General features: G+C 69.1%; 25 protein-coding genes. 11 read left to right on the top strand and 14 right to left on the bottom strand.

The genetic code is table 11. The features are described from left to right. Window positions 1-8: 8 nt before the first annotated feature. The 6 genes from ABD156_RS42215 to ABD156_RS42240 all read right to left on the bottom strand — a co-directional run bounded on the left by ABD156_RS42215 (window position 9) and on the right by ABD156_RS42240 (window position 5,725). Window positions 9-911: an NADP-dependent oxidoreductase gene (locus tag ABD156_RS42215; RefSeq protein ID WP_344286800.1), complete on the bottom strand. Its 903-nt coding sequence runs from the start codon at window positions 909-911 to the stop codon at window positions 9-11. Continuing rightward, window positions 908-2,455 carry a carboxylesterase/lipase family protein gene (locus tag ABD156_RS42220; protein WP_344286802.1) on the bottom strand — a complete coding sequence of 516 codons (1,548 nt, stop codon included), beginning with the start codon at window positions 2,453-2,455 and terminating at the stop codon, window positions 908-910. The genes ABD156_RS42215 and ABD156_RS42220 overlap by 4 nt, the downstream gene beginning before the upstream one ends. Window positions 2,456-2,682: 227 nt before the next feature. Then, a complete protein-coding gene (locus ABD156_RS42225) occupies window positions 2,683-3,399 on the bottom strand; it encodes a TetR/AcrR family transcriptional regulator (RefSeq protein ID WP_344286804.1) in 717 nt (238 codons plus the stop codon). A gap of 84 nt (window positions 3,400-3,483) precedes the next feature. Continuing rightward, the gene (locus ABD156_RS42230; RefSeq protein ID WP_344286806.1) at window positions 3,484-4,296 is read right to left on the bottom strand and encodes a class I SAM-dependent methyltransferase; all 813 of its coding nucleotides are present in this window, start codon (window positions 4,294-4,296) and stop codon (window positions 3,484-3,486) included. Window positions 4,297-4,306: 10 nt separating this feature from the next. Then, window positions 4,307-4,759, bottom strand: a complete 453-nt coding sequence (locus ABD156_RS42235) for a GbsR/MarR family transcriptional regulator (protein ID WP_344286808.1) — start codon at window positions 4,757-4,759, stop codon at window positions 4,307-4,309. A 33-nt stretch (window positions 4,760-4,792) separates the two neighbouring features. Continuing rightward, window positions 4,793-5,725 (bottom strand): alpha/beta hydrolase, encoded by a 933-nt coding sequence (locus ABD156_RS42240; protein ID WP_344286810.1) that lies wholly within the window; start codon window positions 5,723-5,725, stop codon window positions 4,793-4,795. Window positions 5,726-5,833: 108 nt separating this feature from the next. On the opposite strand from ABD156_RS42240, the gene ABD156_RS42245 reads away from it, so the two are divergent. Next, window positions 5,834-6,172, top strand: a complete 339-nt coding sequence (locus ABD156_RS42245; RefSeq protein WP_344286812.1) for a PadR family transcriptional regulator — start codon at window positions 5,834-5,836, stop codon at window positions 6,170-6,172. Then, window positions 6,169-7,083: a hypothetical protein gene (locus tag ABD156_RS42250; RefSeq protein WP_344286814.1), complete on the top strand. Its 915-nt coding sequence runs from the start codon at window positions 6,169-6,171 to the stop codon at window positions 7,081-7,083. The genes ABD156_RS42245 and ABD156_RS42250 overlap by 4 nt, the downstream gene beginning before the upstream one ends. A gap of 70 nt (window positions 7,084-7,153) precedes the next feature. Here ABD156_RS42250 and ABD156_RS42255 read toward each other — a convergent pair whose 3' ends face one another. Beyond that, complete coding sequence (locus ABD156_RS42255; protein ID WP_344286816.1) at window positions 7,154-8,023, bottom strand: cyclase family protein; 870 nt, start codon at window positions 8,021-8,023, stop codon at window positions 7,154-7,156. A gap of 44 nt (window positions 8,024-8,067) precedes the next feature. After that, complete coding sequence (locus ABD156_RS42260; RefSeq protein WP_344286818.1) at window positions 8,068-8,424, bottom strand: winged helix-turn-helix transcriptional regulator; 357 nt, start codon at window positions 8,422-8,424, stop codon at window positions 8,068-8,070. An 86-nt stretch (window positions 8,425-8,510) separates the two neighbouring features. Here ABD156_RS42260 and ABD156_RS42265 point away from each other — a divergent pair, with 86 nt between their 5' ends. After that, window positions 8,511-9,806: an MFS transporter gene (locus ABD156_RS42265; protein ID WP_344286820.1), complete on the top strand. Its 1,296-nt coding sequence runs from the start codon at window positions 8,511-8,513 to the stop codon at window positions 9,804-9,806. Here the strand turns inward: ABD156_RS42265 and ABD156_RS42270 are convergent. The 3 genes from ABD156_RS42270 to ABD156_RS42280 all read right to left on the bottom strand — a co-directional run bounded on the left by ABD156_RS42270 (window position 9,790) and on the right by ABD156_RS42280 (window position 12,943). Continuing rightward, on the bottom strand, window positions 9,790-11,397 hold the full coding sequence (locus ABD156_RS42270; RefSeq protein ID WP_344286822.1) for an ABC-F family ATP-binding cassette domain-containing protein: 1,608 nt from the start codon (window positions 11,395-11,397) through the stop codon (window positions 9,790-9,792). The genes ABD156_RS42265 and ABD156_RS42270 overlap by 17 nt on opposite strands. Before the next feature lie 275 nt (window positions 11,398-11,672). Continuing rightward, a complete protein-coding gene (locus ABD156_RS42275; RefSeq protein WP_344286823.1) occupies window positions 11,673-12,089 on the bottom strand; it encodes a Dabb family protein in 417 nt (138 codons plus the stop codon). A gap of 11 nt (window positions 12,090-12,100) precedes the next feature. Beyond that, on the bottom strand, window positions 12,101-12,943 hold the full coding sequence (locus ABD156_RS42280; protein ID WP_344286824.1) for an NmrA family NAD(P)-binding protein: 843 nt from the start codon (window positions 12,941-12,943) through the stop codon (window positions 12,101-12,103). A gap of 114 nt (window positions 12,944-13,057) precedes the next feature. On the opposite strand from ABD156_RS42280, the gene ABD156_RS42285 reads away from it, so the two are divergent. Next, window positions 13,058-15,724, top strand: coding sequence for an AAA family ATPase (locus tag ABD156_RS42285; protein ID WP_344286826.1), 2,667 nt, complete (start codon window positions 13,058-13,060; stop codon window positions 15,722-15,724). Here the strand turns inward: ABD156_RS42285 and ABD156_RS42290 are convergent. The 3 genes from ABD156_RS42290 to ABD156_RS42300 are packed head-to-tail and all read right to left on the bottom strand — an operon-like array spanning window position 15,690 to window position 17,100. Further along, window positions 15,690-15,971 (bottom strand): hypothetical protein, encoded by a 282-nt coding sequence (locus ABD156_RS42290; protein WP_344286828.1) that lies wholly within the window; start codon window positions 15,969-15,971, stop codon window positions 15,690-15,692. The genes ABD156_RS42285 and ABD156_RS42290 overlap by 35 nt on opposite strands. Beyond that, window positions 15,968-16,423, bottom strand: coding sequence for a DUF2269 family protein (locus ABD156_RS42295; RefSeq protein ID WP_344286830.1), 456 nt, complete (start codon window positions 16,421-16,423; stop codon window positions 15,968-15,970). The genes ABD156_RS42290 and ABD156_RS42295 overlap by 4 nt, the downstream gene beginning before the upstream one ends. After that, window positions 16,420-17,100 (bottom strand): DJ-1/PfpI family protein, encoded by a 681-nt coding sequence (locus tag ABD156_RS42300; RefSeq protein WP_344286832.1) that lies wholly within the window; start codon window positions 17,098-17,100, stop codon window positions 16,420-16,422. The genes ABD156_RS42295 and ABD156_RS42300 overlap by 4 nt, the downstream gene beginning before the upstream one ends. 121 nt (window positions 17,101-17,221) lie before the next feature. On the opposite strand from ABD156_RS42300, the gene ABD156_RS42305 reads away from it, so the two are divergent. The 7 genes from ABD156_RS42305 to ABD156_RS42335 all read left to right on the top strand — a co-directional run bounded on the left by ABD156_RS42305 (window position 17,222) and on the right by ABD156_RS42335 (window position 24,929). Continuing rightward, window positions 17,222-18,181: a GlxA family transcriptional regulator gene (locus ABD156_RS42305; protein ID WP_344286834.1), complete on the top strand. Its 960-nt coding sequence runs from the start codon at window positions 17,222-17,224 to the stop codon at window positions 18,179-18,181. 97 nt (window positions 18,182-18,278) lie between these two features. Further along, window positions 18,279-19,319: an ABC transporter permease gene (locus ABD156_RS42310; protein ID WP_344286836.1), complete on the top strand. Its 1,041-nt coding sequence runs from the start codon at window positions 18,279-18,281 to the stop codon at window positions 19,317-19,319. Continuing rightward, window positions 19,316-20,281, top strand: coding sequence for an ABC transporter permease (locus tag ABD156_RS42315; RefSeq protein ID WP_344286838.1), 966 nt, complete (start codon window positions 19,316-19,318; stop codon window positions 20,279-20,281). The genes ABD156_RS42310 and ABD156_RS42315 overlap by 4 nt, the downstream gene beginning before the upstream one ends. Continuing rightward, on the top strand, window positions 20,278-21,285 hold the full coding sequence (locus ABD156_RS42320; protein ID WP_344286840.1) for an ABC transporter ATP-binding protein: 1,008 nt from the start codon (window positions 20,278-20,280) through the stop codon (window positions 21,283-21,285). Before ABD156_RS42315 ends, ABD156_RS42320 begins: the two co-directional genes overlap by 4 nt. Then, complete coding sequence (locus ABD156_RS42325) at window positions 21,285-22,295, top strand: ABC transporter ATP-binding protein (RefSeq protein ID WP_344286842.1); 1,011 nt, start codon at window positions 21,285-21,287, stop codon at window positions 22,293-22,295. Before ABD156_RS42320 ends, ABD156_RS42325 begins: the two co-directional genes overlap by 1 nt. Beyond that, complete coding sequence (locus ABD156_RS42330) at window positions 22,288-23,232, top strand: LysR family transcriptional regulator (RefSeq protein WP_344286844.1); 945 nt, start codon at window positions 22,288-22,290, stop codon at window positions 23,230-23,232. The genes ABD156_RS42325 and ABD156_RS42330 overlap by 8 nt, the downstream gene beginning before the upstream one ends. Continuing rightward, complete coding sequence (locus tag ABD156_RS42335) at window positions 23,229-24,929, top strand: ABC transporter substrate-binding protein (protein ID WP_344286846.1); 1,701 nt, start codon at window positions 23,229-23,231, stop codon at window positions 24,927-24,929. The genes ABD156_RS42330 and ABD156_RS42335 overlap by 4 nt, the downstream gene beginning before the upstream one ends. Window positions 24,930-24,958: the final 29 nt, after the last annotated feature.

Genomic DNA, 24,958 nt, shown 5'->3' on the forward strand with positions numbered 1-24,958 from the left:
GGGGCCCGTCAGCCGGGCAGCAGCACGAGCTTTCCGCGCACGCGGCCCGATTCGCCGACCCGGTGCGCTTCCGCGACCTCGGTCAGCGGGAACGTCTGCCCGACGGGCAGGGTGAACTTTCCGGCTTCGATCAATTCGCCGAGCTGGGACAGCACGTACAGCGCGTGTCCGCCGTCGCCGCGGCTGAACCGCACGCCGTACTGCTGAGCGCCGGCGAAATCGGCGACGGTGATGACGTGTTCGGGACCTCCCGCGAGCTGAATCAGCTCCGGCAGGACCCCGCTTCCGGCGATGTCGAGCGCCAAGTCGACACCGTCGGGCGCGAGCGCGCGGACCCGGTCTGACATACCAGGTCCGTAAGCGACGGGTTCGGCGCCGAGCGAGCGCAGAAAGTCATGCGTGGCAGGGCTTCCCGTGCCGATCACGCGGGCGCCGCGGGCCACGGCGAGCTGAACCGCGGCACCGCCGACGCTGCCGGAAGCCCCGTTGACGAGCACTGTGGCACCGCTGTCGACGCCGAGCTGGTCGAGCGCACGCGCGGCGGTCTCGGCCGCGGCGGGCAATGCGGCCGCCTCGGCGAAGCTGAGCGAGTGCGGGATCTTCTCGTAGCAGAACAGCACGGTCAGTTCTGCTTGTGCGCCACCGGAAGCAGCGAATCCATAGACCCGATCGCCGATCGCGACCTCTGTGACGCCCTCGCCGAGTTCGTCCACGACGCCCGCTGCTTCGTGCCCCATGGTCTGCGGGAGCTCCTGGTCCATCAGGCCCTGGCGCTTCTTCCAGTCGCTCGCGTTGACGCCCGCCGCGCGCACGGAGATCCGGATCTCGCCGGGTCCGGGGTGCGGGTCCGGGACGTCCGCGATCTCGAGGACTTCCGGGCCGCCGAAGGTGCTGAACCGGACTGATTTCATCGGGTACTCCCTTTTCGGCCCGAGGCCGAGGATCGAAGAGGCAGGCACGGGAAATCGTGGCCCGCCCACAAGTTCGCGGACAGCTGTTCCGGATAAGACCGCACGATCGGGTCGGAGCCGATCACCCAGGTCGTCCCCGCGTCGTCGAATTCGGGCCAGCCGGGCCCCTCGCCCCGCGCGAAGGCAGTCCAGGCCTTCCGCATCGTCGCCGAGAGCCTGACGAGTTCGGCATTCGGTTGCGGCCCAAGCAGTTTCTCGACCAACGGCCCGGTCAAGTTGCCGAACGTCAGCGCGACGTCGACGCCGTGGCAGGCTCCCAGCGCCCCGGCCGCTTCGAGGACGAACTCATACCGGAACGAACGGCCGGTGTGGTCCCGGGAAAGGTGTGCCGACGGCATGCGGAACAGCCAATCGGAATGCAGCGTTTCGTAGAGCTGTTCGGAGGTCGCTTCCGGAAAAGCCGCGCGGTAGCCTTCCGGCGCTAATGCGCTGAGCGCGTCTTCCGTCATTCTCTCGGTGACCCGCCCGAGCATTCCGCGCCCGGCGAGCATTTTCCGGAACTCGTCGCGGGTGTGCCCGACGATCAACTCGACGTCCCGGGAAGCACCGTTTCTGAGCGCTTCCCAAGGCGTGGCAGGAAGAACGTCGCCATCGACGACCGGCGAAAACGGCGTCACCCCGTACGCGAAGGCGCCCCAGCGATCGGCGTACTCGCGCAGATCAAGCGCGCCCACTGCTTTGGCAAGTGCCTCGGGTGAGATAGCACTGAGCCCTTCAACGGTCGGTTCAGCACCGACTCCCGCCGCGATCGTGGCCATGACGTCCGCCGCCAACTCCGGCGAGACAAACGTTCCCGGCACACTCTGCGCGATCGCCCGGCGGAACAGCCCGGCCGCCCGCGGCATCGCGAGCAACGCGGCGATCCCGGCCGAGCCCGCGGATTGGCCGAAGACCGTGACCTGCTCCGGGTCGCCGCCGAACGCGGCCGCGTTGTCCCGGACCCACTCGAGCGCCGCGACCTGGTCCAGCAGCCCGCGGTTCGCCGGAGCCCCGGCGATCTGCCCGAAACCCTCGACGCCGACGCGGTAATTGAACGTCACCACCACGACGCCGCCCTCTGCGGCGAGGACCGCTCCGTCGTACCCGGAATCCGCCGAGCTTCCGGCGAGGTAGCCGCCGCCGTAGACCCAGACCAGCACCGGACGGCGGCCGGCCAGGTCCGCGGTCCAGACATTCGCGGTGAGGCAGCCGCGCCCGTCGTCGACCGGTTCCCGCCGCGGCGCCACGGCCGAGGAAGGCACCTCCGCCTGGGCCGGGATCGGGCCGAAGACCTCGGCGTCGAGGACGTCCGCCCAGGTCACGGGCGGCCGGGGCGCCGCGAAACGCAGGTCGCCCACGGGCGGCGCGGCGAAGGGGATGCCCCGGAAGACGGCAAAGTCTCCTTCAATCGTGCCGCGGACCGGGCCGTACGAGGTCGTCGCCACTGGCCGAGCCGCTGGGGTGCCAGCCGATCCGGTCCGGGGCTGGGCTGTCAGGTTGTCCACGAACACTGTTCTATCAACGAACAGTGTTCCTGTCAACGCGCACGAACCAGCCTCCCGAGCAAGGTGTTTTCAGAAACGCCAGGTGGCGGCGGGCTCGCTACCCGCGTGGCGGCTCCGCTCCCGCAAAAGTCCGTGAGGGGAACCCCGAGGGAATCTGATTCCCTCGGGGTTCCCCTCACGGACATCGGCACCGCGCGGGCGCGCGGGCGGGATCCGGCGCGGATCGTCTACCGGCGCGTCAGACCGTCGATCATCAAAGAGACCGCGAAATCGAAGCGGTCATGCCCTTCCCCGGCAGTCAGCTCGACAGCATGGCTTGCGGTGTAGGGAAATTCCTCCGCGGGCAACGAAGCCAGCCGACGCTGCATCTCGTCCCGCCCGACGACCCACACGGCGTCCTTCTCCTCCACCCGCCGCCGCACGATCGACGTCTCCAGGCAGTAAGCGGCCACGTAGAGCAGCAGCGCGTCAACACCCCAAGCCGCGGCCTGCGCCGTAACCCCGCCGTTCAGCAGGATCGCCAGCATCCCTTCGTTGAGCCGCGCGGTGTCGAGATCCGTCGGAGCCACCGCGAAAGCCGCGCCGGAGATTCCGGGGTAGGCCAGGTACAGGTCGCGCACCTGGGCGCACACGTCGCGGATCTGCTCGCGCCAGTTCGCGGCATCCGGCTTCGGCAGGACGATTTTCGAGCTCAGCCGGGCAATCAGCAGCTCGTCGAGATCGGTTTTGTTGACGACGTGCGCGTAGAGCGAAGCGGGGCCGGTGTTCAGCGCGTCGGCCACCCGGCGCATGGACAGCGCCTCGAACCCCTCGGCCGAGATGATCTCCAGCGCGGTGTCGACCACCTGCTCGACGGTGATCGGCACCGTGCGCCGCCGGGGCTTGGGGCTGGTTCCGGAGTTCGGTGACTGGTGCCGTGCCGCGCGGCGTTCTTTCGGGTCCACCACCGCACCCTATCTCGGAGTGTTCGTCGGCCGAACACTGTTCGTCCCCGGCCTGCGTACTCGTCGAGACACAGCGGCGCAAGACTAGAACCGGTACCGAAGCACCCGAGTCCCCTGCCGAGACAACGCGGTGCTGCACCCCATCAGCCGCGTCACCGCGCGCAGCGGCTGGGGGAAATAGCCGACCTCGGGAACACGGGTTAGAAACTGCTCGTCGACCAGAGTCAGACCGGCCTGCCAGCGCTCCGGTTCGTGCGCGTCGTCGAAACCCTGCGCGGCGGTGATTCCGATGGCCTTGATCGTCGGGTGGTACTTCATCGACCAGGCGGCGAACCGGGTATAGCCGTTGAGCGCCAGCTCCCCGGTGTCGAAATGCGCGGTCAGCTGCTGAGTCATCCGCTGAAACGCGTCACCGGGCAGGAACGGCAACACTCCCTCGGCCACGATCATCGCCGGCCGGTCGCGGGGCAGCGGGTCCAGCCAGCCGGACGTGGTCAGGTCAGCACCCACGCACTCGGATACTTCAGGCAGGAATTGGGAGCGCAGGGCGACGACGTCCGGGAAGTCGATGTCATACCAGTCGACGCCGCCCGGCGGGGCACAGCGAAGCGCCCGCGAATCGAGGCCGCACCCGAGGTCCAGCACGACCGCGTCCGGGTGGGCGGCGACGAACGCCCGGACCGCTTCGTCGAGTTTCTTGGCGCGCAAGGCAGTACCGCAGACCAGGCTCGGTTTGACCTTGAGCCGGGCGAAGTCGTAGTCGATCTGTTCGGCGACCCGGGCCGAATGGGCGTCGTCGAGAATCGGGTGCGGCGACTGGGAATCCAGCGCCCTGGCATACAGCGTGAGCAGCAGGGTTTCCCGGAGCGGATCCAGGGCGAGACGCAGGCGTGACACGAGAAAGTCCTTACGTTTTCAAGGGATTGCGCGCCGCGAGGTCGCGCAGCCAGGTCAGGGACCGTTGCGCGGCGCGGATGCGTTCGGTGTTCGGGCCGCCCCCGGCGAGTTTCATGCCCTCGTCGGCGATGTCGCCGAAGGCGCCGAGGCTGTCGAGCTTGCGCTGGACAACCTTGTGCCAGGCGTCGTCCTCGATGCGGTAGTAAGTAGTGCGGTCGCCGGGGACGCGGACCTTGCGGATGAGCCCGATAGTGGTCAGGAAGCGCATGTTCGACGTCAGCGAGGCGCGGCTGGCCTGGATCGTGTCGGCGATCTGGCCCGCGGACTGCTCCGGCGGGTCGCAGATCATCAGCAGGCCGAGGATGCGCCCGGTGATCGGCGGGAGCGCCCATTCTTCGACACAGAACGTCGCCACCCGCTCGACCCACTGCAGCACCTCGCACTGCTTGTCCTGATCGGACATCGCGCGCCCTCCTCGGCCAGCTCTTCAGATCCGTCACTCTGTCATGGCGGCCCCCGTCGCGTGGGAAGGCACCGGGGTGACGCCGGACTGCGGAGCCGCGCGCAGGTGCTGGTCGAACCAGCCCACGGCCAGCGCCATCGCCTCGTCGAGACCGGGCCCGGTATAAAGGCCGAGCACGTCGTAGGGCAGCACCTCAAACCGTTTCGGCTCGCCCGCCTTGGCGAACGCGCTCTGCGCCTCTTCGAGCACGTGGTAGGGATCCCAGCCGCCGTTGGCGATCATCAACAGCGGGGTCGGGGCCAGCCGGTGGATGAGTTCCTCCGGCGCGAAGGTGAGCATGTGCTCGGTCGAGTCGAGCGTTTTTTCGTTGCGGTAGGAGGGAAACATCTCCGCGGCGACATCCGGCGCGTCCCGCACGCTGTGCCCCAGCTTCAGGTGCGGGACCCGCGCGCTGGCCTCGCCCTCGTACCGACGCTGCCAGTCCTCGTCGAGCTGATCGCGCACCGCGCGCACCCCGGCCCAGCCGGCCAGCCGTTCCAGGTATCGCCATCCGTTCCACACGCTGGGGCTCTGCACGACGACACACTTCGCGCGCCGGTCGAGCACCGCCGCCTGCACCGCGACTGATCCGCCGATGCTGACGCCCCACAGCCCGATCCGTGCGCTGTCAACTTCCGGCCGTTGCTGCAGATAGGAGATGGCGCTGCGAAAATCCTCCGCCTGCCGTTCCGGATAGTCCTGCCCCCGCGGCTCGCCTTCGCTCCCGCCGACCGTGCGGTAGTCGATCGCCAGCACGGCGAACCCGGCGCGCACGAAGTACGGCGCGAACACGGCCAGCGCCTCCTTGACCATCACCCCGCTGTGCCCCAGCACCAAACCGGGCACCGGACCTTCGACATCCGGCAGGTACAGATCGCCTGCGCACCGGGTGCCGAGGCTGTTGAACCTCACCTGTTCCGAGTTCATCGCTGTTCTCCCCTTGTTGCTAGTTATTTCAGTCTGCACTGAAACAACTAGCAACGTCAATCAGTCACTCTGGTCGCCATATACAGCTCATCGGTATATGCTTCCCTCATGAATGACGGCGCTTTACGCGAGCCGACCTTCCTGGTCCTCACCGCGCTCGCCGCTCAGCCGCAACACGGCTACGGCGTGCTGCGCGACGTCGAGACGATCTCCGGCGGCCAGGTCACGCTGCGGGCCGGCACGCTGTACGCCGCGCTGGACCGGCTCAGCGCGGAAGGCTGGGTGGAAGTGGATCGCGAGGAAGTCGTGGACAGCAGGCTGCGCCGCTACTACCGGCTGACCGAACCGGGAGCCACGCGGCTGGCCGCCGAAGTCCAGCGGCGGCAACGCCACACCACCGCCGCCGAACAGCGGCTTCAGCTCCGAAGTGCGGAAGGACTGGCGTGAACGACCTTGAGCGGGGCTACCGGCGGCTGCTGGCTTTGTACCCGCGCGCGCACCGGACCGTGCACGGCGAAGAAATGCTGGGAGTACTGCTCGACGGTGCCGGAAACCGAAGCAGGCCAGGGAAAGCTGAGACTCTGGACCTCCTGAGGGGAGCCGTCCAAGTGCACTGGCGACACGCGCTGAGCGGCAACGGCCGCCGGGATGCCCTGGCGATGGTCAGCTTGTTCGCACCGCTGCTCCTGCTGACCGGAGCCGCTTCGACGGTGCGCGAGATCCGGAGCGTGTCCCGAATGGACGGTTGGCCGCTGAGGATGTGGCTCAGCGCGCTAGCCGACGTTCCAGTGTGGACACTCTGGCTCGCCGCCGCGGTGGTCGGCGTATGCGGCCTGCGCCGGGCGTCGGTGGCCCTCGCCTGGTTGGCCACCGCCGGTTTGCTCGCTGTCGCGGTCCTCGATCCCGCCCGGCATTGGGCAGTGGACGTGACCGCGGGCTGGGTACTGCTCAGCGTTTTCGCGGCAATCGCGATGACTGTGTCCCCAGGCCCACGCCATGGGTTGGCTCTGCTGGGCCGGTGGCGACTCGCCGTACTCGTCAGCACAGTCGCGGTACTGCTCGCTCTCACGACGACAGCCCGGGGCATGCATCTTCCCCTGGCTGAACTGGTGCAACTGGCGGTGCTCGTGGTCGGCGTCTTCGCTGCCTGCCGTGTTAGCACGCGAAGCGGCCGTCGTGCGGCGCTGCTCCTTCTCGTGCCGCTCATCGCGGTGCCGGTCGTCGCGCGGGTGCTCGGACGGCTCGATGCCTACACCGTTCTGCCGGTCGTCATCTACGCCGTACCCATAGTCGTCACACTGGGATTCGCTGTTCTGCTTCACCGGTTCGACCGGCCTCCGCACACGAACCGGAACTGAGCAGACCGGCCAGAACAAGAGACTGCCCTCGCAGCCACCAAAAGAGGGCCGACGGGGAAGGCCGAGGCGCTCAAAAGATCGCGAGCGGATTGACCGGCACCCCCGTCAACCCGAGGATCCGCGGCGGTGCGGCGACAAGGAGAAAGCTGTACCGGCCAAGCTCCGCGCACACCGCGGCGAGTTCGTCGGCGTCCACGGCGTCGATCAACGGCATGCCCAGCCTCGGGAGGGCCACCCCGTGCATCGCGAACGGTTGCGAGGGCGGGTAAGCATCCGAGAGGTCTCCGGCATACAGCGACACACCACGGTCGTGCATCCACCGCACCGCGTCGACGCTCATGCCGGGCATCGGGTTTCCGCGGTAGCGGGTCCGCACCCAGCCGAACCGCGCGACCAGTGCGTCGCCGGGTTCAAGGTGGACTTCGAAGCGTTTCTCCGCTGCATCGAGGTCCTGCCCGGTGATCGCGCGATCGGCGGGCACCGGTCCGTCCGCACCGAGATCGAGCAGAACTCCCCTGGTCACAATCCCTTCGGCGAACGCCGCGGTCGACCCGTGCGCGACGCCGCCCGTCGTGACGCTCTCGTTCGCCGGGCGACCCGGGTACACCTGCCCGTCCTGCGGGATGTGCGCCAGCGCGTCCAGATGCGTCGACAGAGTGTGGTGGTTCGTCACCGTCATGACGTCCGCGTGCGCGAACGCGGGGCTTCCGGTGTACAGCATGAGCTGCTGCACCGGCGACTCTTCGGCGGTCCGCGGCGGGAAGGGGCCGCTCAGCACGGGCGCGGGCCGGATCGGCACGGCGAGGGAGACCGAGCGGCCGGTGCGCACTTCGCGCCCGGCTCGTTCGCGGACCTCGTCGGTGATCAGGTTCAGGGTGCCGCGCTCGTCGTCGGCGCCCCAGCGACCCCAGTTGCTCGGCAGTTCGTCCCGTTCGCTCACGACCTTGATCCTACGGAGAATCCGCGGCCGAACAGCCCGGCCGATCACCGCCCGGGGTCGTGCTCCTCGGCGTAGGACCGGCCCCACGCCGCCATCACGTTCAGCACCTCCTGCGCGTTCTCGCCCACTTCCGTCAGGCTGTACTCGACCTTCGGCGGCACCTGCGGGTACACCACGCGCCGCAAGAGGCCGTCGGCTTCCAGTTCGCGCAGTTGGCGCGTCAGGACTCGGTCGGTGAGATCCGCCAGCAGGCGCGAGAGTTCGCCGAAGCGGAGCACGCCGTGGTCGGCCAGTGCGTGCAGGATGCTCGGCTTCCACGCGCCGCCGAGGACCATCGTCGTGATCTCGGCGGCGCATGAGGTTCGCCACGCTCGCACGGCCTTCTCCGTTTGCGGACGCATCCGACCTCCTCACTATCCATCCGGTTAGTACCGGACGGCGAAGTCCGTACTTGTCGGTCACGGGGGTACCCAGACAGGATCCTCGCATGGCGTTGACCCGGGTGGAGCCGCGGCGCGGGCTCGTTTTGATTCCGTTGCTGGCTGGGGTGCTCGGCGGAAGCCTCGCCCTTGGCATGGTCAACACAGCGCTGCCGCGGATCGCTTCCGAACTGCAGGTGTCCGCGTCGGCGCGCGCGTGGATCGTCGACGTGTACCCGCTCGCGCTGGCGGTCGCGATGGTCGGCGCGGCTCGCGCGGGCGACCGGTACGGGCGGAAACGCGTGCTGTTGCTCGGGGTGAGCGCGCTGGCCGTGCTCAACGCGGTCGCCGCGGCTGCCACCAGCGCGGCGTTGCTCATTGTCTGCCGGGGATTGCTCGGGGTGGCCGGCGCGCTGATTCTGGCCGGGGTCGTCGGCACGATCGGATCGCTGTTTTCCGGGCGCTCGCTCGCGTTCGCCAACGGATCGTGGATCACCACGCTGGGAGCGGGGAACGCGCTGGGACCGGTCGTCGGCGGGTTGCTGACCGAAGGACCGGGCTGGCGCTGGGTTTTCCTCGCGCTGGTGCCGCTCGCGGTGGTCACGATCGCGCTGGCGGTGTGGCTGCTGCCCGAATCAGTCGGGCAGGCGGCTGCCGGATGGGAGCTCCCGAGTCTGCTGTGGTCGGTCGCGGCGATCGGCGGGATTGTGTACGGGCTGCAGGAAATCACCGTCGCACCGGTGCGCGGGTCGTTGTGCACTGCGGCGGGTGTGGTCGCGGGAGTGGTGTTCGTCCGCCGACAGCTTCGGCTTCGGGAACCGTTGTTGCAGGTCCGGCTGTTTCTGCGGCCGGGGTTCGCGTCGGCGTTCGCGCGGATCGTCGTGTCCGCCGCGACGGCCGCGGCCTGCCTCTATCTCGTCAGCCTCGAACTCCAGCACATGCAAGGGCGTACGCCCATCGAGGCGGGTTTCGCGTTGGCTCCGCAAGCTGTGGCCACCGCGGTCGGCGGGTTAGTCGCTCCGTTCAGCGTGAACTGGCTGCGCAGCCGGACGTCGACGTCTATCGCGTTGGTGATTCAGGCTGCCGGTCTAGCTGCGATTCCATTGACGCACACGGTTCTTCCGGTCGCGTTGGTCGGGTTCGGGTATGGCGCGATCGGCACTTTGGCGACCACGGCGCTGTTCGAGGCCGCGACCGCCGAGCACGCCGGAGCGGCCGGGGCGACTCAGGAAGTGGGGTTCGCCATCGGCGCGGGCGGCGGGGTCGCCGTATTCAGCACGATCGCCAATCTCGGCGGCGGGACGGGTTTCGCGGCGGCGCTGATCGCGGCGGGAGCGGTCACGCTCCTCACCGCGATCCGCTGACCGCCGTTTCCTCCACTGTGGACCCGAGCTGCACCCACCTCGTCGCCCCGAGCGTGTGCAGGAACGGAAGGTCGTGGCTCACCACGATAAGCGCGCCGGAGTACGACTTCAGCGCTTGCGACAGCTGCCGGACACTGGCCAGGTCCAGATTGTTGGTGGGCTCGTCCAGCAACAGCAGCTGCGGCGCGGGTTCCGCCAGCAGCAACGTCGCCAGCGTCGCCCGGAAACGCTCGCCGCCGGAAAGGCTTCCGGCTGTCTGATCCGCCTGCCTGCCGCGCAACAGGAACCGCGCGAGCTGGGCGCGAATCTCGTTGTTCGACGCGGACGGAGCCGCCCGGGCCACGTTCTGCGCGGCCGACACCGTGTCGTCGAGAAGGTCGAGCCGTTGCGGCAGCCAGCGCACCGGAACCGGCACTTTGACTGTCCCGGATCGCGGCTCGATCGCCCCGGTGATGGTCTGCAGCAGCGTGGTTTTGCCGGAACCGTTCGGCCCGACCAGCGCGATTCGCTCCGGCCCGCGCAGCGCGAGATTCACCGCGAGGCCGTTCCGAAGCTCCACATCGGACAGAGTCAGCACTTCTTTTCCGGACGGCACGGCGGTTTCCGGCAGCTCGATCCGGATCTCGGCGTCGGTGCGGACCGCGTCCTCGGCCTCCTTCAGCCGCTCCTTGGCCTCCGCCACCTTGCCGAGATGCATCGTGCGATGCTTGCCCGCGGCGATTTCCGCGTCCTCTTGGCGTTTGCGCATCCGGACCTTGGGCTCGCGCTTGTTCTCCCACTGCTTCCGGCCGTAGCGAGCGCGCCGGTCCAATTTGGTCCGCGCCTCGATCAGCTCCCGCTTCTGCCGTTTGAGATCCGACTCCGCGACCCGCATCATCCGCGAAGCGGCCTCCTGCTCGACGGCCACCGCCGCCTCGTAATCCTCCAGATTCCCGCCGTAAAAGGTCACCTCACCGGACCGGAGATCGCCGATCCGGTCGACGTGGCGCAGCAGCTCGCGATCGTGAGATACCAGCACCAGCACGCCTTTCCACGCCCGGACCGCCTCGCCGACCCGTCGCCGGGCCCGCAGGTCCAGGTTGTTGGTCGGTTCGTCGAGCACGAGCACGTCCGGCTGCCGCAGGAACTGCGCGGCGAGGCCGAGCAGGATCAGCTCGCCGCCGGACAGCTCCCCCGCCCGCGCGTCCAGCGCGACGTGCGCGAGGCCGAGCTGATCGAGCGTCGCGCGGGTGCGTTCCTCGACGTCCCACTGGTCGCCGACGGTCGCGAACTGGCGTTCGCCGGCTTCCCCGCGTTCGATCGCGGCGAGCGCGGCCCGGATCTCCGCCACGCCGAGCACCTCGTCGACGCGGCGTTCGGTGCCGAGGATCAGGTTCTGCGGCAGGTAGCCGAGTTCGCCGGACACGCTGATCGAGCCCGCGGTCGGCCGCAGCTCCCCGGAGATCAGCCGGAGCAGGGTGGATTTCCCGGAACCGTTGAGCCCGATGAGCCCGGTGCGGCCCTCGCTGATCGCCAGGGTGAACCGATCGAAGACGACCTCGCCGTCCGGCCAGGCGAAACTGAGGTCCGAGCACACAATGGACGAAGACATAAGCGTGACTCCTCGTTCGTGATGGACAGGAACGTGAAGACACCGCGGTACGCACGTGTGTTACGGGACGGGATTCAGGTTGCCGTCATCCGAGGCCAGACGCGCGACAGGCGGAAGAACCCGGGTCGCGGTGTCTCTGAACCTCAGAAGATCAATATCCCTCTCCAATGAACGGCAGCAGCTCCTCGTCAGTTTACCCAACGGCCCGGTCCTGGCGCGAACGAATTAACGCGGCGGGCGTGGTTCCCCGGCGAAACCACGCCCGTCGCACCGCGTCAGCTGTCGTGTTTGCCGGGCGCCGCGCTGCCGGTGTATTCGGCGAGGCCGGAGATGAGGTCCGCGATGTCCGGCACGTTCTCGAACCGGATCCGGTGCACCTCGGCGATCTGCGCGCCGATCTCCGGGTCCGGGTCGTCGGTGATGTCGGACGACACGAACTCCTCCACGAACGGCAGCCCGATCCGGTCCAGTTCGAGGTGCGCCGGGTGGTTCATGTAGTCCGAGTACCCCGCGATGTCCTCGATCACCAGGACGGCGCCGATTTCGTACTTCCCGCCGAAATCCGGGCCGACGACGCGGGCCTTGACCGCCGGGATCGCGTCGAACAGCTCGCGCATCGTCGCGACGAGCTCAGCTTTCTTCTCCGCCGTGACTCCGGGCTTGAGCGTGAACCGAATGCTGTGGTAGATCATCGAATTTCCTTTCAGAGAGCCGCGAACGCGGCGGAGTAGTCATGGGCGAAATCGGTGAGGTCGCGCGCGGGGCGTCCGGTGAGATCGGCGACGGAGGTGTGCACCTCGGCGGCCTCGCCGCGCGCGTAGTGGGCGTAGTCCTCGACGAGGCCGCCGATCTGCCACGACGGGAGCAGGCCGGTGAGCGCGGCGGCGAACTGGTCGGCGGGTGCGTCGTGGAACGCGATGTCCCGTCCGGTGGCGGCCGAGAGCGCGGCGGCGATCTCGGCGTGGGTCACGGCGCGCGGGCCAGTGAGGGTGTAGGTGCGGCCGGAGTGTCCGGTGCCGGTTAGCACGGCAGCGGCGGCAGCTGAGATATCCCTGGTGTCGATGACGCTCACAGCTGCGTCGCCGATGGGCGCGGCGAAGAATCCCTGCGCGATGGTGGCGGAGAAGTTGAGCAACGCCTGCAGGTAGAGGTTCGGGCGGAGCACCGTGTAGTCGAGCCCGATCTTCTCGACGTGCGCCTCGACTTCGGCGTGCCAGCGCAGGAAGCGCACCGGTGAATCGGCGCGGGCGGCGTACTGGGAGAGGAGCACGAGGCGGTTGACGCCGGCGTCAACCGCCAGGTTGGCGAACTGGATCTGCAACTCGGCGGCGTCGGGTGCCGACGGGCTGTTGAGGAACACCGCGTCGACCCCCTTCAGCGCCGCGGCGATCGACGCCGGGTCCCGCAGATCGGCGATGACGGTCTCGACGCCGTCGACGGGACGGCCCCGGGTCATGGCGCGGACGGTGCTGCCGCGGGCCTGCAGTGCCGGAATCAGCGCGGACCCGACGGTTCCGGTCGCTCCGGTGACGAGCACGGTGTCCATTGTGGAATTTCCTTTCCTCTGGTGACCTGTCACCAGGGTCGTCCGGACACCCCGCCGCTCGCGTCGGTGACAATCACCTATCTCGCCCGCGGCGGCTGCCCTAGGGTTCGGACCATGCCCACGACGTCCTCCCTCATCGGCCGGCACGACGAGATCGAGCGCCTTCTCGCGCTGGTCCAGGCCACGGAGCGGGGCGAGGGCGGGGTGCTCGTCCTCCGCGGCGAGCCGGGGATCGGCAAGAGCGCGCTGCTGGACCACCTCGAACACGGCGCGGAGCGGTTTCAGCGGATCCGCGCGTCCGGGTCGGAGTTCGAGGGCGAGATGCCGTTCGCCGCGCTGCACCAGCTGTGCGTTCCGGTGCTGGCGCACCTCGACACCCTCTCGATTCCCTACCGAGACTCCCTCCTGGTCGCCTTCGGCCTGGCCGACGGCGCGCCCGACCCGTTTCGCGTCGGGCTCGCCGCGCTCGAACTGCTAGCCACCGCGGCCGCGGAACGTCCGATGCTGTGCGTGATCGACGACGCGCACTGGCTGGACGCCGCGTCGGCGCGGGCGTTGACGTTCCTGGCCCGGCGCATCTCGGCCGAGCCGATCGCGATGGTGTTCGCCGCCCGCGACCAGGATCCGGTCCCCGGGCTGGACGAACTGCCCGGGCTGACCGTCGGCGGCCTGAGCGACGCGCAGGCACGCGAGTTGCTGGCCGGGGAGAAGACCGTGACGCTGGACGAGCGGGTGCGCGACCGCCTGCTCGCCGAAGCCCGCGGCAACCCGCTGGCCCTCATCGAACTGCCCAAAGCCGGCGGTTTCGCGCTCCCGACGCCGTCGCCGATCGCGAGCCGGATCGAGCGGAGCTTCCTCGCCAGAATGGCGGATCTGCCCGCGGACGCCCGGGAGCTGCTGATCCTCGCGAGCGCCGATCCCACCGGCGATCCGAGCCTCCTGTGGACAGCCGCGCGACAGCTGGACCTCGATGTGCCCGCCGCGAGCGCCGCGGCTGAAGCGTCGGGGTTGATCCAGTTCGACACCCGGGCCCGCTTCAGTCATCCGCTGGCGCGCTCGGCCGCTTACCGCGCGGCTGAGCCAAAACAGCGGCAGACGGCGCACCGAGCGCTCGCCGACGCCACCGATCCGGACACCGCTGGCGACCGCCGCGCTTGGCACCGGGCGCAAGCCACCTCCGGGCCGGACGAAGACGTCGCGGCGGAACTGGAGCTGTCGGCGTCCCGCGCGCAAGCCCGTGGTGGTGTGGCGGCCGCCGCCGCGTTCCTCGAGCGCGCCGCCGCACTGTCGCTCGACCCCGGCAAGCAGGTCGAACGCACGCTGGCAGCCGCGCGGGCGACGCTCGCGGCAGGCCGGACCGAAGCGGCGGCAGACCTGCTGACCAGCATCGATACCTCGGCCCTGGCTATCCCGCAGCACGCCTCGGTCGACCTGTTGCGCGGGCAGATCGCCTTCGTCCAAGGCGCGGACGGGGCTGTCCGCGGTCCGGAAATCATTCTGCAAGCCGCCCGGCAGCTCGCGGACAGCGATCCGGAACGGTCGCGCGAGTTCCTGGTGGCGGCGCTGGAGATGGGGCTGGTCGTCGGTAGGGCCGCGGGCGTGCTGGACCGCGTGCTCGCCGCCGCGCCCCCGTCCGGGCCGCCGGACCTCCTGACCGCGCTGGTGCGCTTGACCACCGAGGGACACCGGGTCGGCGTGCCGGCGATCCGGCAGGTCCTCACCGGCGCCGACGAAGGCTGGACCCGCACGCCCGCCCTGGCCACCGTGCTCGCGGGCGAACTGTGGGACCTCGACCTGCACCGGACGATCATCGACTGGCTGACGCGGACCGGACAGTCGACGGGATCGCCGATGACTGTCCGGCTGGGCCTCTCGCAGGCGGCGGTGTACGCGGTGCTCACCGGAAACTTCGGGCAGGCGATGGCCGCGATCGCCGAGGAGGAAGCGATCGCCGACGCTCTCGGCGATCCGCCGCAGCTCTACCCGCGGGTGCACCTCGCGGCGATGCGCGGGCGCAAGCAGGAGGTGCTCGACCTGTTCGCCGAGGTCACGAGCCGACGCACCGGGCAGCTGACCGCGAACGCCCACTGGTCGATGGCCGTGCTGCACAACGGACTTGGCGACTACCCGGCCGCTCTCGAGGCCGCCACGCAGGCCGTCGCGAGCGGTGACCTCTTCCTCACCGGCATCGCGCTGCCCGAGCAGATCGAAGCCGCCGTCCGGTGCGGAGAGGACGCCGTCGCCCGGTCAGCCCTGGAAGCGCTGGTCGAGCGCACGGAACCCGCTGGCACCGGCTTCGCGCTCGGCGTCGCGGCGGGCGCGCGGGCGATGGTCGACGACACGGAAGAGGACTATCTGGCGGCGCTTTCGTATCTCACGGACAGTCCGCTTTCCGTGCAGGTCGCGCGGGCACACCTGCGGTACGGGGAATGGCTGCGCCGCGAGGGACGCCGTCGTGACGCGCGCGAGCAGCTGCGGACGGCGCACGAGCAGCTGTCGAAGATCGGGCTGGAGGCGTTCACCCGACGGGCCGCCGACGAGCTGCGCGCTACCGGAGAGGTGGCGCGCAGCCGGTCCTCGCACACCTACGACCGGTTGACCATGCAGGAGATGCACATCGCGCGCGAGGTCGCTGCCGGGGCGACGTCCAAGGAGGTGGCTACACGGCTGTTCCTCAGCCCTCGGACGGTGGACGCGCATCTTCGCAATATCTTTCGCAAGCTCGGTATCACGTCACGAAGGCAGCTCAGAGATATGCCTGATCTTCGCGACGCGAGCTAGGCGGCGAAGCGGCCCGAGCCGCCAAAAGACCGCCGATTCCGGGAATCAGTGCCAGCAGCCAGATCCGATGACGGCCGCCCATGAGCAGGACAGCGGCGATCACCGTTGCGGTGTAAGCCAAACCGTGCACCGGGCCCAGCACCCGCGAGACCTCCGGCTGATGCACGGTCACGATATTTCCCAGCATCAGCACGAGCGTCGCCAATTCCACCGCGCCGAGGATGTCCAGTATCCGCCGCGGACTCACAATCCGACTCCTGTAGTCGAGCCGGGACGGTAGATCATCAGCACGACCACCACCGCCCACAGCAGGTTGAAAATGCCGGTCGTCATTCCCAGGCGAGCTGAACTGACCGGCTTTTGTTGGGACCCGAGTGCGTCGACGACGCGTTTCTGGCCCGGCAGGATGAAACCGACCAGGATTCCGGCGGCCGCGACAGTGAGAATCAGCGACACGATCAACCAGGTGTCCCCCAGCACTCCCATCCGCGCTCCGGTCGCGAGACCGAAGACCGGAACCAGCACCCCGATCACCGCGTAGACGCGGGTCGTCCGGTGCAGAACCTGCAGTGTCGCAGCCTTTTTCGGATCGTCGGAGGCGAGCCGGGCGGCGCTCGGGAACATGCTCGCGGCGACGGCGACCGGGCCGATGGCGAGAATCGCCGCCAGTACATGAATCGACAACAGGAAAGCGTTCACGAGGAGATCCGCTCCCCGATCACGCTCGTCCGCGAAATCCGCTCGGCATCGGATTTCCAGGTGGTGCCGCGGCGTTCGTATTCGAAAAGCTCCTCGACCGCACGCGCGGCGCGCGAACCGAAATCGCGCTCCAGCACGTACAGAGCCACGTCGAGGCCCGACGTCACGCCGCCGCCGCTGATGAGGTCGCCGTCGTCCACGACGCGGGCTCGGACGGCGTTCACTCCGGCGACGCCGAGCAGGTCCACACCGAGCACATGCGTCGTCGCGGTGCGGCCTTCGAGCAGCCCGGCCATCGCCAGCGCGAGCGAACCCCCGCAGATGGTCACGACGGTGCTGTCCGGATTGTCGAACGCGCGCCGCAGCAACGGCATCGCGTCCCCGGACGCGAAGCGCGACAACAGCACCGGAATGGTTTCGACGTCCGGGTCGCCGTCCATCGGCCCGGCTGCTCCGGGGACGAGGACGTAGCCGGGCGCGTCCGGGTCGAACGCGGCGGTCGCGGTCAGGGTGAGCCCGGGGACGCCGGAGCGCACGACGCCGGGGCCGTCCGCGCTCACGAGTTCGACGGCGAGCTTGCCGCCGAGGAAGTCGCTTCCCGCCGACAACACCTCGAACGGCGCGATGGTGTCGAGCGGGTCGAACCCGTCGAAGAGCACGAACTGAGCACGGAGCATGAGCGGTTCCTTCCGATGGACGCCTTCGTCCATCGAAGCCTTCCGCGATGATCTTCACAATGGCTATCTGGACACCTTTCACCGGTATATGGCCAAGGCCACGATGCCTTACCCTGCAGGGATGCACACCACGGCAGTGCTCGCGCTCCCGGACACGATCCCCTTCGATCTGGCCACGCCCATCGAGACCTTCGGGCGCGTCCGGCTCCCGGACGGCCGCCCGGGGTACCGGACCGTCGTCGCCGGTCCGGAGCGCACGATCAGCGCCGGCCCGCTGCGGCTGACCATCGATGAGGGCCTGGACGCCCTCCAGCGCGCCGACCTCATCGTGGTGCCCGGACGGGAGAACCCCCTGGCGCCTGCCCCGCCCGCCGTCCTCGAGGCATTGCGGGCCGCCGCCGGCCGAGGCACGCGAATCGCGTCGATCTGCGTCGGGGCATTCACGCTCGCCGAAGCGGGATTGCTCGACGGCCGGGAGGCGACAACGCATTGGCTCGCCGCCGACGAATTCGCGCGCACCTACCCGGCCGTGCGATTGAATCCCGACGTGCTTTACACCGACAACGGGAAAATCCTCACTTCCGCGGGTGCCGTCGCCGGAATTGATCTGTGCCTGCACATCGTCCAGAACGATTACGGAACCGCAGTCGCCGCCGATGCCGCGCGCCTCGCCGTCGCGCCATTGCACCGCCCCGGCGGACAGGCGCAATACATCGTCCGCAACCGCGCGCCCAGCCGCGCGACCGCGCTCGACCAGGTCGTGGCGTGGATCGAGGAAAACGCGTACCGGGACCTCGCGCTCGCGGACATCGCCGCCGCGGCCGGGCTGAGCGTCCGCACGCTGACCAGGCGATTCAAGGACGAAACCGGGCAAAGCCCCATGCAATGGGTGGCCGGGGTGCGCCTGCGGCAGGCGCAGGAACTGCTCGAAACCACCGACCACACCGTCGACCGGATCGCCGCGCAGACCGGGTTTCCCACGACGAGCAACTTCCGTTCCCAGTTCGGCCAGGTCGTCGGCGTGCCACCGGGCGCTTACCGGAAAGTGTTCCGGCCGAGAACGAATCGGTCAGCCCATTAGTCCGTCTTATCGAATGCGATGCCGGTCTTCTTGCCGAAAAACGTGAACCTTCTCTAGCTTTTGCCCACAGGCGGCGAATCCGAGGGGGGGTGGCCAGGTGACCGAGCCCCGTCCTGCGCAGCCGGCGCTCGTCGGCCCGCGAGCAGAACCGGAGTCCAGCGGCGGGCCGTGGCGGCGCGGCCTGCGGGCCTTGCTCGGCAATTCCCGGGTCATGGTGTCGGCGGCGGTCCTCGCGGTGATCGTGGTGCTGTGCCTGCTCGCGCCGCTGTACGCCAGCCACGTTTCCGGTACCGATCCGTTCGTGGCCAACCCGGTCGGCACCACCGTGCTCGACGACGGAACCGTGCTGCCGCTGCTGCAACCAGCGCCCCAGGGCGTGGGCGTGCTTCCGCTCGGGCCGACCGGCGAAGCGCATTTCCTGCTCGGCGCGGACGGGGACGGCCGCGATGTCGCCGCGCGGATCCTGTACGGCGGCCGGAACACCCTCGTGATCGGCGTGCTCGCCGGGCTCGTCGCCTGCGCCGGAGGCCTCGTGGTGGGGCTGATCGCCGGGTACGTCGGCGGCGCCGTCGACGGCGTGCTGTCCAGGATCCTGGACGTCGTCTGGGCGTTTCCGGTGCTGATGCTGGCGATCTCGATTTCCGCGATCAGCTTCGCGTCCGGGATCAGCCTCGGTTTCGTCCGGGTCAGTTCCGGCAGTCTCGCGCTGCCGGTCCTGATTATCGGGGTGGTCTACGTGCCTTATGTCGCGCGGCCGGTGCGCGGCGCGGTGCTGTCCGTGCGCGCCGCGGACTACGTCGGCGCGGCGACGTCCTACGGCGCCGGGCACGGCCGGATCATCCGCCGGGAAATCCTGCCGAACGTGCTGTCCCGGGTGATCGTGCTGTTCCCGCTGATGGTGGCGACCGCGATGCTGCTGGAGTCCGGGCTGTCGTTCCTCGGCATCGGCGTGCATCCGCCCGCCGCGAGCTGGGGCACGATCATCGAGGACGGCACGCAACTGCTGCGCAACCGGCCGCTGATGGCGATCGTGCCCGGCGCGCTGCTCGCGATCACCGTGTGCGTGCTGAACATCCTCGGCGACGCCATCCGGGACGCCTTCGATCCGAAGGCCGAACTCCGGATGCGTGCCCGGTGATCGGCTACGTCGTGCGCCGGGTGTTCTCCGCGGCCGGCGTGCTGATCGCGGTGAGCGTCCTGGTGTTCCTGATCTTCTTCAAGACCCCGGGTGTCGACCCGGCGCGGCAGATCGCGGGCAAACAGGCGACCCCGCAGGTGATCGCGCAGATCCGGACCGACTTCGGCCTCGACAAACCGTTGCCGGAGCAGTACTTCGCCATGATGAAGCGCCTGGTCGTCGACCGGGACCTGGTGTCCTACACCGATCGCGGCCCGGTGCTGTCCCGGGTGGCCAAGACGATCCCGGTCACGCTGTCGCTGGTCGGCGGGGCCGCGGTGATCTGGCTGCTGCTCGCGCTCGGCGCGGGCACGCTCGCCGCGGTGTTCCGGGGCCGCGCGGTCGATCCGCTGCTGATGGGCCTGGGCCTGGTCGGCATGTCGCTGCCGGTGTACTGGCTGGGCGGCGTCGTCAACATGCTCACCCAGGGCTCCTGGCACAACAGCCTGTTCAGCTGGCTGCCGGAACTCGGCTACACGCCGATCAACGTCAACCCGCTGAAGTGGTTCGAGCAGCTGCTGTTCCCGTGGATCACGCTGGCGATCGGCACCGCCGGGCTGTACGCGCGGGTGCTGCGGGCGGATCTGATCGAGGTCGACCGGTCCGATTTCGTGCTCACCGCGCGGGCGAAGGGGCTTTCCGAATCCCGGGTGCTGCTGCGGCACGTGCTGCGGAACTCGCTGATCCCGTTCGTCAGCCTGTTCGGCCTCGACCTGGGGGCCATGCTCGGCGGGGCCGCGGTGCTCACCGAGCAGGTGTTCGGCCTGCCCGGGGTCGGCAACCTCACCTTCCACTCGCTCAGCCGATTCGACCTGCCGGTGCTGATGGCGGTGACGCTGTACGGCGCGTTCACCGTCGTGCTGGTGAACCTCCTGGTCGACCTCGGCTACGCCGCCCTTGACCCGAGGATCCGAGTGCGATGACGACCTTGCCCGAGAAAGTCCTGTCCGCAGAGGGCCTGACCGTGGAGTTCCGCACGCGCGGCGGCTTGGTGCGGGTGGTGGACGACGTGTCGTTCGAACTGCGCGCGGGCGAAACCCTCGGCGTGGTCGGCGAATCCGGTTCCGGCAAGTCGGTCTCGATGCTCGCGCTGCTCGGCCTGATCCGCGACGGCAACGCGGTCGTCAGCGGCCGGGTGCTGTTCGACGGCCAGGATCTCCTCGCCCTGCCCGCGAAGAGCATGCGCGACTACCGGGGCGACAAGATCGCGATGATCTTCCAGGATCCGATGACCTCGCTGAACCCGGTGTACCGCGTGGGATGGCAGATCGCCGAACAGATCCGCCAGCACCGCCGGATCGGCATGCGAGCCGCTCGCCGCCGGGCGGTCGAACTGCTCGAGATGGTCGGCATTCCGAGCCCGGGCGCCCGCGCGCGGGACTATCCGCACCAGTTCTCCGGCGGCATGCGGCAGCGGGTGATGATCGCGATGGCGCTGTCCTGCGAACCCGACGTCCTGATCGCCGACGAGCCGACCACCGCGCTGGACGTCTCGGTGCAGGCGCAGATCCTGCGCATCATCCGGGACCTGAGCGCCCGCACCGGCACCAGCGTCATCCTGATCACGCACGACCTCGGCGTGCTCGCCGGGATCGCGTCGCGGGTGCAGGTGATGTACGCCGGTCGGATCGTCGAGCAGGCGCCGACCGCGCAGTTGTTCGCCCGGCCGCAGCATCCCTACACCGTCGGGCTGCTCGGTTCGATTCCCCGGCTCGACGTGCCCCGGCCCGCTCGGCTGCCCTCCATCGAGGGCCTGCCGCCGCTGGCTTCCGACCTCGGGCCGGGTTGTGCGTTCGCGCCGCGATGTCCTGACGCGGAAGCGGTTTGCCTCGAGCAACGGCCGGTTCTGCTTCCTTCGGCCCAGGAGCATTTCGACGCCTGCCTGCTGCGGCACGCGTCGACCCCGGACGAAAAGAGAACCGCCTGATGGCTGCCCTCCTGAGCACGACAGACCTGGTCAAATGGTTCCCGGTACGGCGAAATCGGCTGGGCCGTCCCGGACGGCTGCGCGCCGTCGACGGCGTCTCGCTGTCCGTGCGAGGCGGCGAAACGCTCGGTCTCGTCGGGGAATCCGGCTGCGGCAAGTCGACCCTGGGCCGCTGCCTGGTCCGGCTGTACCAGCCGAGCAGCGGGTCGATCATCTTCGACGGCGCGGAGATCAGCCGAACGGGCCGGCGCGGGCTGCGTCCGGTCCGCCGGTCGGTGCAGATGATCTTCCAGGATCCGTACGCCAGCCTCAATCCGCGTCGCCGGATCGGCGATTCGATCGCCGAACCATTGCGCGTGCACCGCCGACCGGTCAGCCGGGCGGACATCGCCGAACTCCTTGTCCTGACCGGGCTTTCCGCCGAACTCGCCGACCGGTTCCCACACGAGCTGTCCGGCGGGCAACGGCAGCGTGCGGTGATCGCGCGAGCGCTGGCGCTGCGGCCGCGCATGGTCGTCGCCGACGAGCCAGTGTCCGCTTTGGACGTCTCGGTGCAGGCGCAGATCCTGAACCTCTTCGACGATCTCAAGGAACGGCTCGGGCTCACCTACGTGTTCATCGCCCACGACCTCGGCGTCGTCCGGCACACCTCCGACCGGGTCGCGGTGATGTACCTCGGCCGGATCGTCGAAGAGGCACCGGTTCGCCAGATCTTCGCCGCGCCGCGCCATCCTTACACCGCGGCGCTGCTGGCTTCGGTGCCGATCCCGGATCCGGCGGCGGGCGCGGACTGGCGGGACACCACGCTCGCCGGGGACGTGCCCAGCCCGCTCGACCCGCCCGGCGGCTGCCGGTTCCACCCGCGCTGCCCGCGCGCCACCAGCGTGTGCCGCACGACCGAACCGGCACTGACCAGGGAAAACGCCGACCACGAGGTCGCCTGTCACCATCCGCTCGAGCCGGCGGTCCAGGTGGCGCCGGCCGGACCGAAGGCCGCTCGCGATGACTAGCGCCGACACCGACCAGTCCGCCCGTCCGACGCTCCCGCAGCTCGCGGCGCTGATCGCGATCTCCGCGACCGGCTCGTTCGCCGGGGCCGCGACCGCGCTCGGCTGCACCCAGTCCGCAGTCAGCCAGCGGGTCGCGAGCCTCGAACGCGGGCTCGGGGTCCTGCTGGTGCACCGGTCCCGGCAGCAGCGCCGGGTGTCGCTGACCGAAGCGGGCGACACCCTGGTCGCCGCCGCGGAACAGGTCGGCGGGATCCTGTCGGTCGCCGTCAGCCAGGTCGAGACGATCCGCAAGGGCCTGAACGCGACGGTCCGGATCGGGTTGTTCACCAGCGCGAGCGAGCGGGTGATCCCGCCGATGATGGCGGCGCTGCGGCGCCAGCCCGTCGACTACCGGATCGAATTGGTAGAGCTGGATCAGCAAGCTGAAGTATCCCGGCTGGTGCGCAACGGCGACATCGATCTCGCGTTCGTGAAACTGCCGATCACCGATCCCGCGCTGCTCACCGCTGAACTCCTCACCGATCCGTTCGTGCTGCTCGCGCCCGCCGGCGCGGAGCGGGTCTCGCCCGGGCGGCTCGCCGGGCTGCCGTTGATCGGCCTGCGCGGCCAGCGCGACCCGATGGAAGCGTGGGCCGCGTCGGTGGGCGCGGAGCTGAACTGGGTGCTGGAGATGGAAACCAACCACGCCGTCGAGGCGATGGTCGCCGCCGGCCTCGGCTACGGTGCGGTGCCCCGGCTGACCCTCGGCGGGCGAACCCCAGGCGTACGAAGGATTTCCCTCGCCGGCACTGTCCCGGCGCGAACCGTCGGCATCGCCTGGCGGCGCTATCACCCGAGGCTGGCGTTCATTCGCGGGGTCATCGACATCATCCAGCGGGTGTGCTCCCGCTCGGCGGAGATCCTGCCGCCGGTCGACGGCGAGGGGATGGCGCGATGAGGCGGATTCCAGCGGTGCTCGCGTCCTTGCTGCTCCTCGCCTCAAGCGGCTGCGCGGTGGACGACACGCTGGACCTGGCGTCGGTCGCGCCCGGCGATCACGGGCATCAGGGCGGGATCGAGGTCATGCTGTCGTCGGGCAACGTCGGCACCGCCGATCCGATGGTCAATTTCTCGACGTCGTCGTGGACTCTCTTCACCGCGACCTACGACGGTCTCACCGCGTTCACCAAGTCCGGTCCGGAAACCGGCCAGCACGTGGCCCCGGATCTGGTGACCGAAATCCCGAAACCGACGGACGGCGGTCTCAAGTGGACGTTCACGCTGCGGTCCGGGATCCGGTTCAGCGACGGGCGCGAGGTCCGGCCGACGGACGTCAAAGCGTCCTTCGAGCGGATGTTCAAGGTGCACGGGCCGACGACGTCCTCGCAGTTCGACGTCCTCGCCGGCGCGAAGGAATGCCTCGACACCCCGGAAACCTGCGACCTGTCGAAAGGCATCGCGATCGACGAAGCGGCCAATAAGATCGCTTTCACCCTCACCGAACCGGATCCCGAGTTCCCGCAGCAGCTCGGCCAGCCGCTGGCGTCGATCCTGCCCGCCGACACCCCGCCCGCGGACGTCGGCTCGGACGTGTCGAAACTGCGCTCGACCGGACCGTACTACTGGGCGAGCTACGATCCGACCGACCGCGTCGTGATGAAACGCAATCCGTATTTCCGCTCCTGGTCGCCGCTGGCGGCACCCGAGGGATATCCGGACCAGATCGTGCAGAAATTCGGCCTCGAACCGACCGACCAGGTCACCGCGGTGATCAACGGGCAGGCCGATCTCGCGGTCGACTCGATTCCGCCGGACCGGCTGAACGAGGTCAGCGTCGACCATCCGAAGCAATTGCACATCGACCAGCTCGGGCACGTCTGGTATTGGGCGCTGAACACGCGGATTCCGCCGTTCGACAATCTCAAGGCCAGGCAGGCGGTGAATTACGCGTTCGACCGGAACTCGGCGGTGCTGCAGGCGGGCGGCCCTGGGCTGGCCGTCCCGACCTGCCAGGTCCTGGTGCCTAGCCTTCCCGGATACCAGCAGTATTGCCCGTGGACGAGCAACCCCGCCCCGAACGGCCTCGGGCCGTGGCGCGGCCCGGACCTCGCGAAGGCGAAACGCCTGGTCGCGGAATCCGGCACCGCCGGAGCCGCGGTCTCGGTGGTTCCCGGAAACAACCGGATGCATATCGCGATGGGCGAATACATGCAGACGCTGTTGACCGATTTAGGGTACCGTGCGACACTGAAACCGATGGACGAGGGATTGCAGTTTCCCTTTGTCCAGAATTCCGGAAATCACGTCGAAGCCGCCTTGACCGACTGGTCGCAGGACTATCCGGCGGCCAGCGATTTCCTGAAAGTGCTGACCTCGTGCGCCGCGTTCGTGCCGAATTCGGACGCGAGCCCGAACATCGGCGGCTTCTGCGATCCGGCCATCGACGCCCGGATGACCGAAGCCCTGCGGCTGGCCAACACAGACCCCGACGCGGCGAACGCGCTGTGGGCCAAGGTGGACCGCGCGGTCACCGACCAGGCCCCGTGGGTGTCCATGTACGTGCCGAAGTGGATCGATTTCACCTCGGCGCGGCTCGGCAATTACCGGTTCAGCGGCCAGTTCGGATTCCTGCCCGGCGTCGCCTGGCTGCGCTGATCTCTCCCCGAAACCCTTGCCCCGGAAAA

The sequence above is a fragment of the Amycolatopsis albidoflavus genome, from assembly GCF_039525725.1.
Classification (GTDB): domain Bacteria; phylum Actinomycetota; class Actinomycetes; order Mycobacteriales; family Pseudonocardiaceae; genus Amycolatopsis; species Amycolatopsis albidoflava.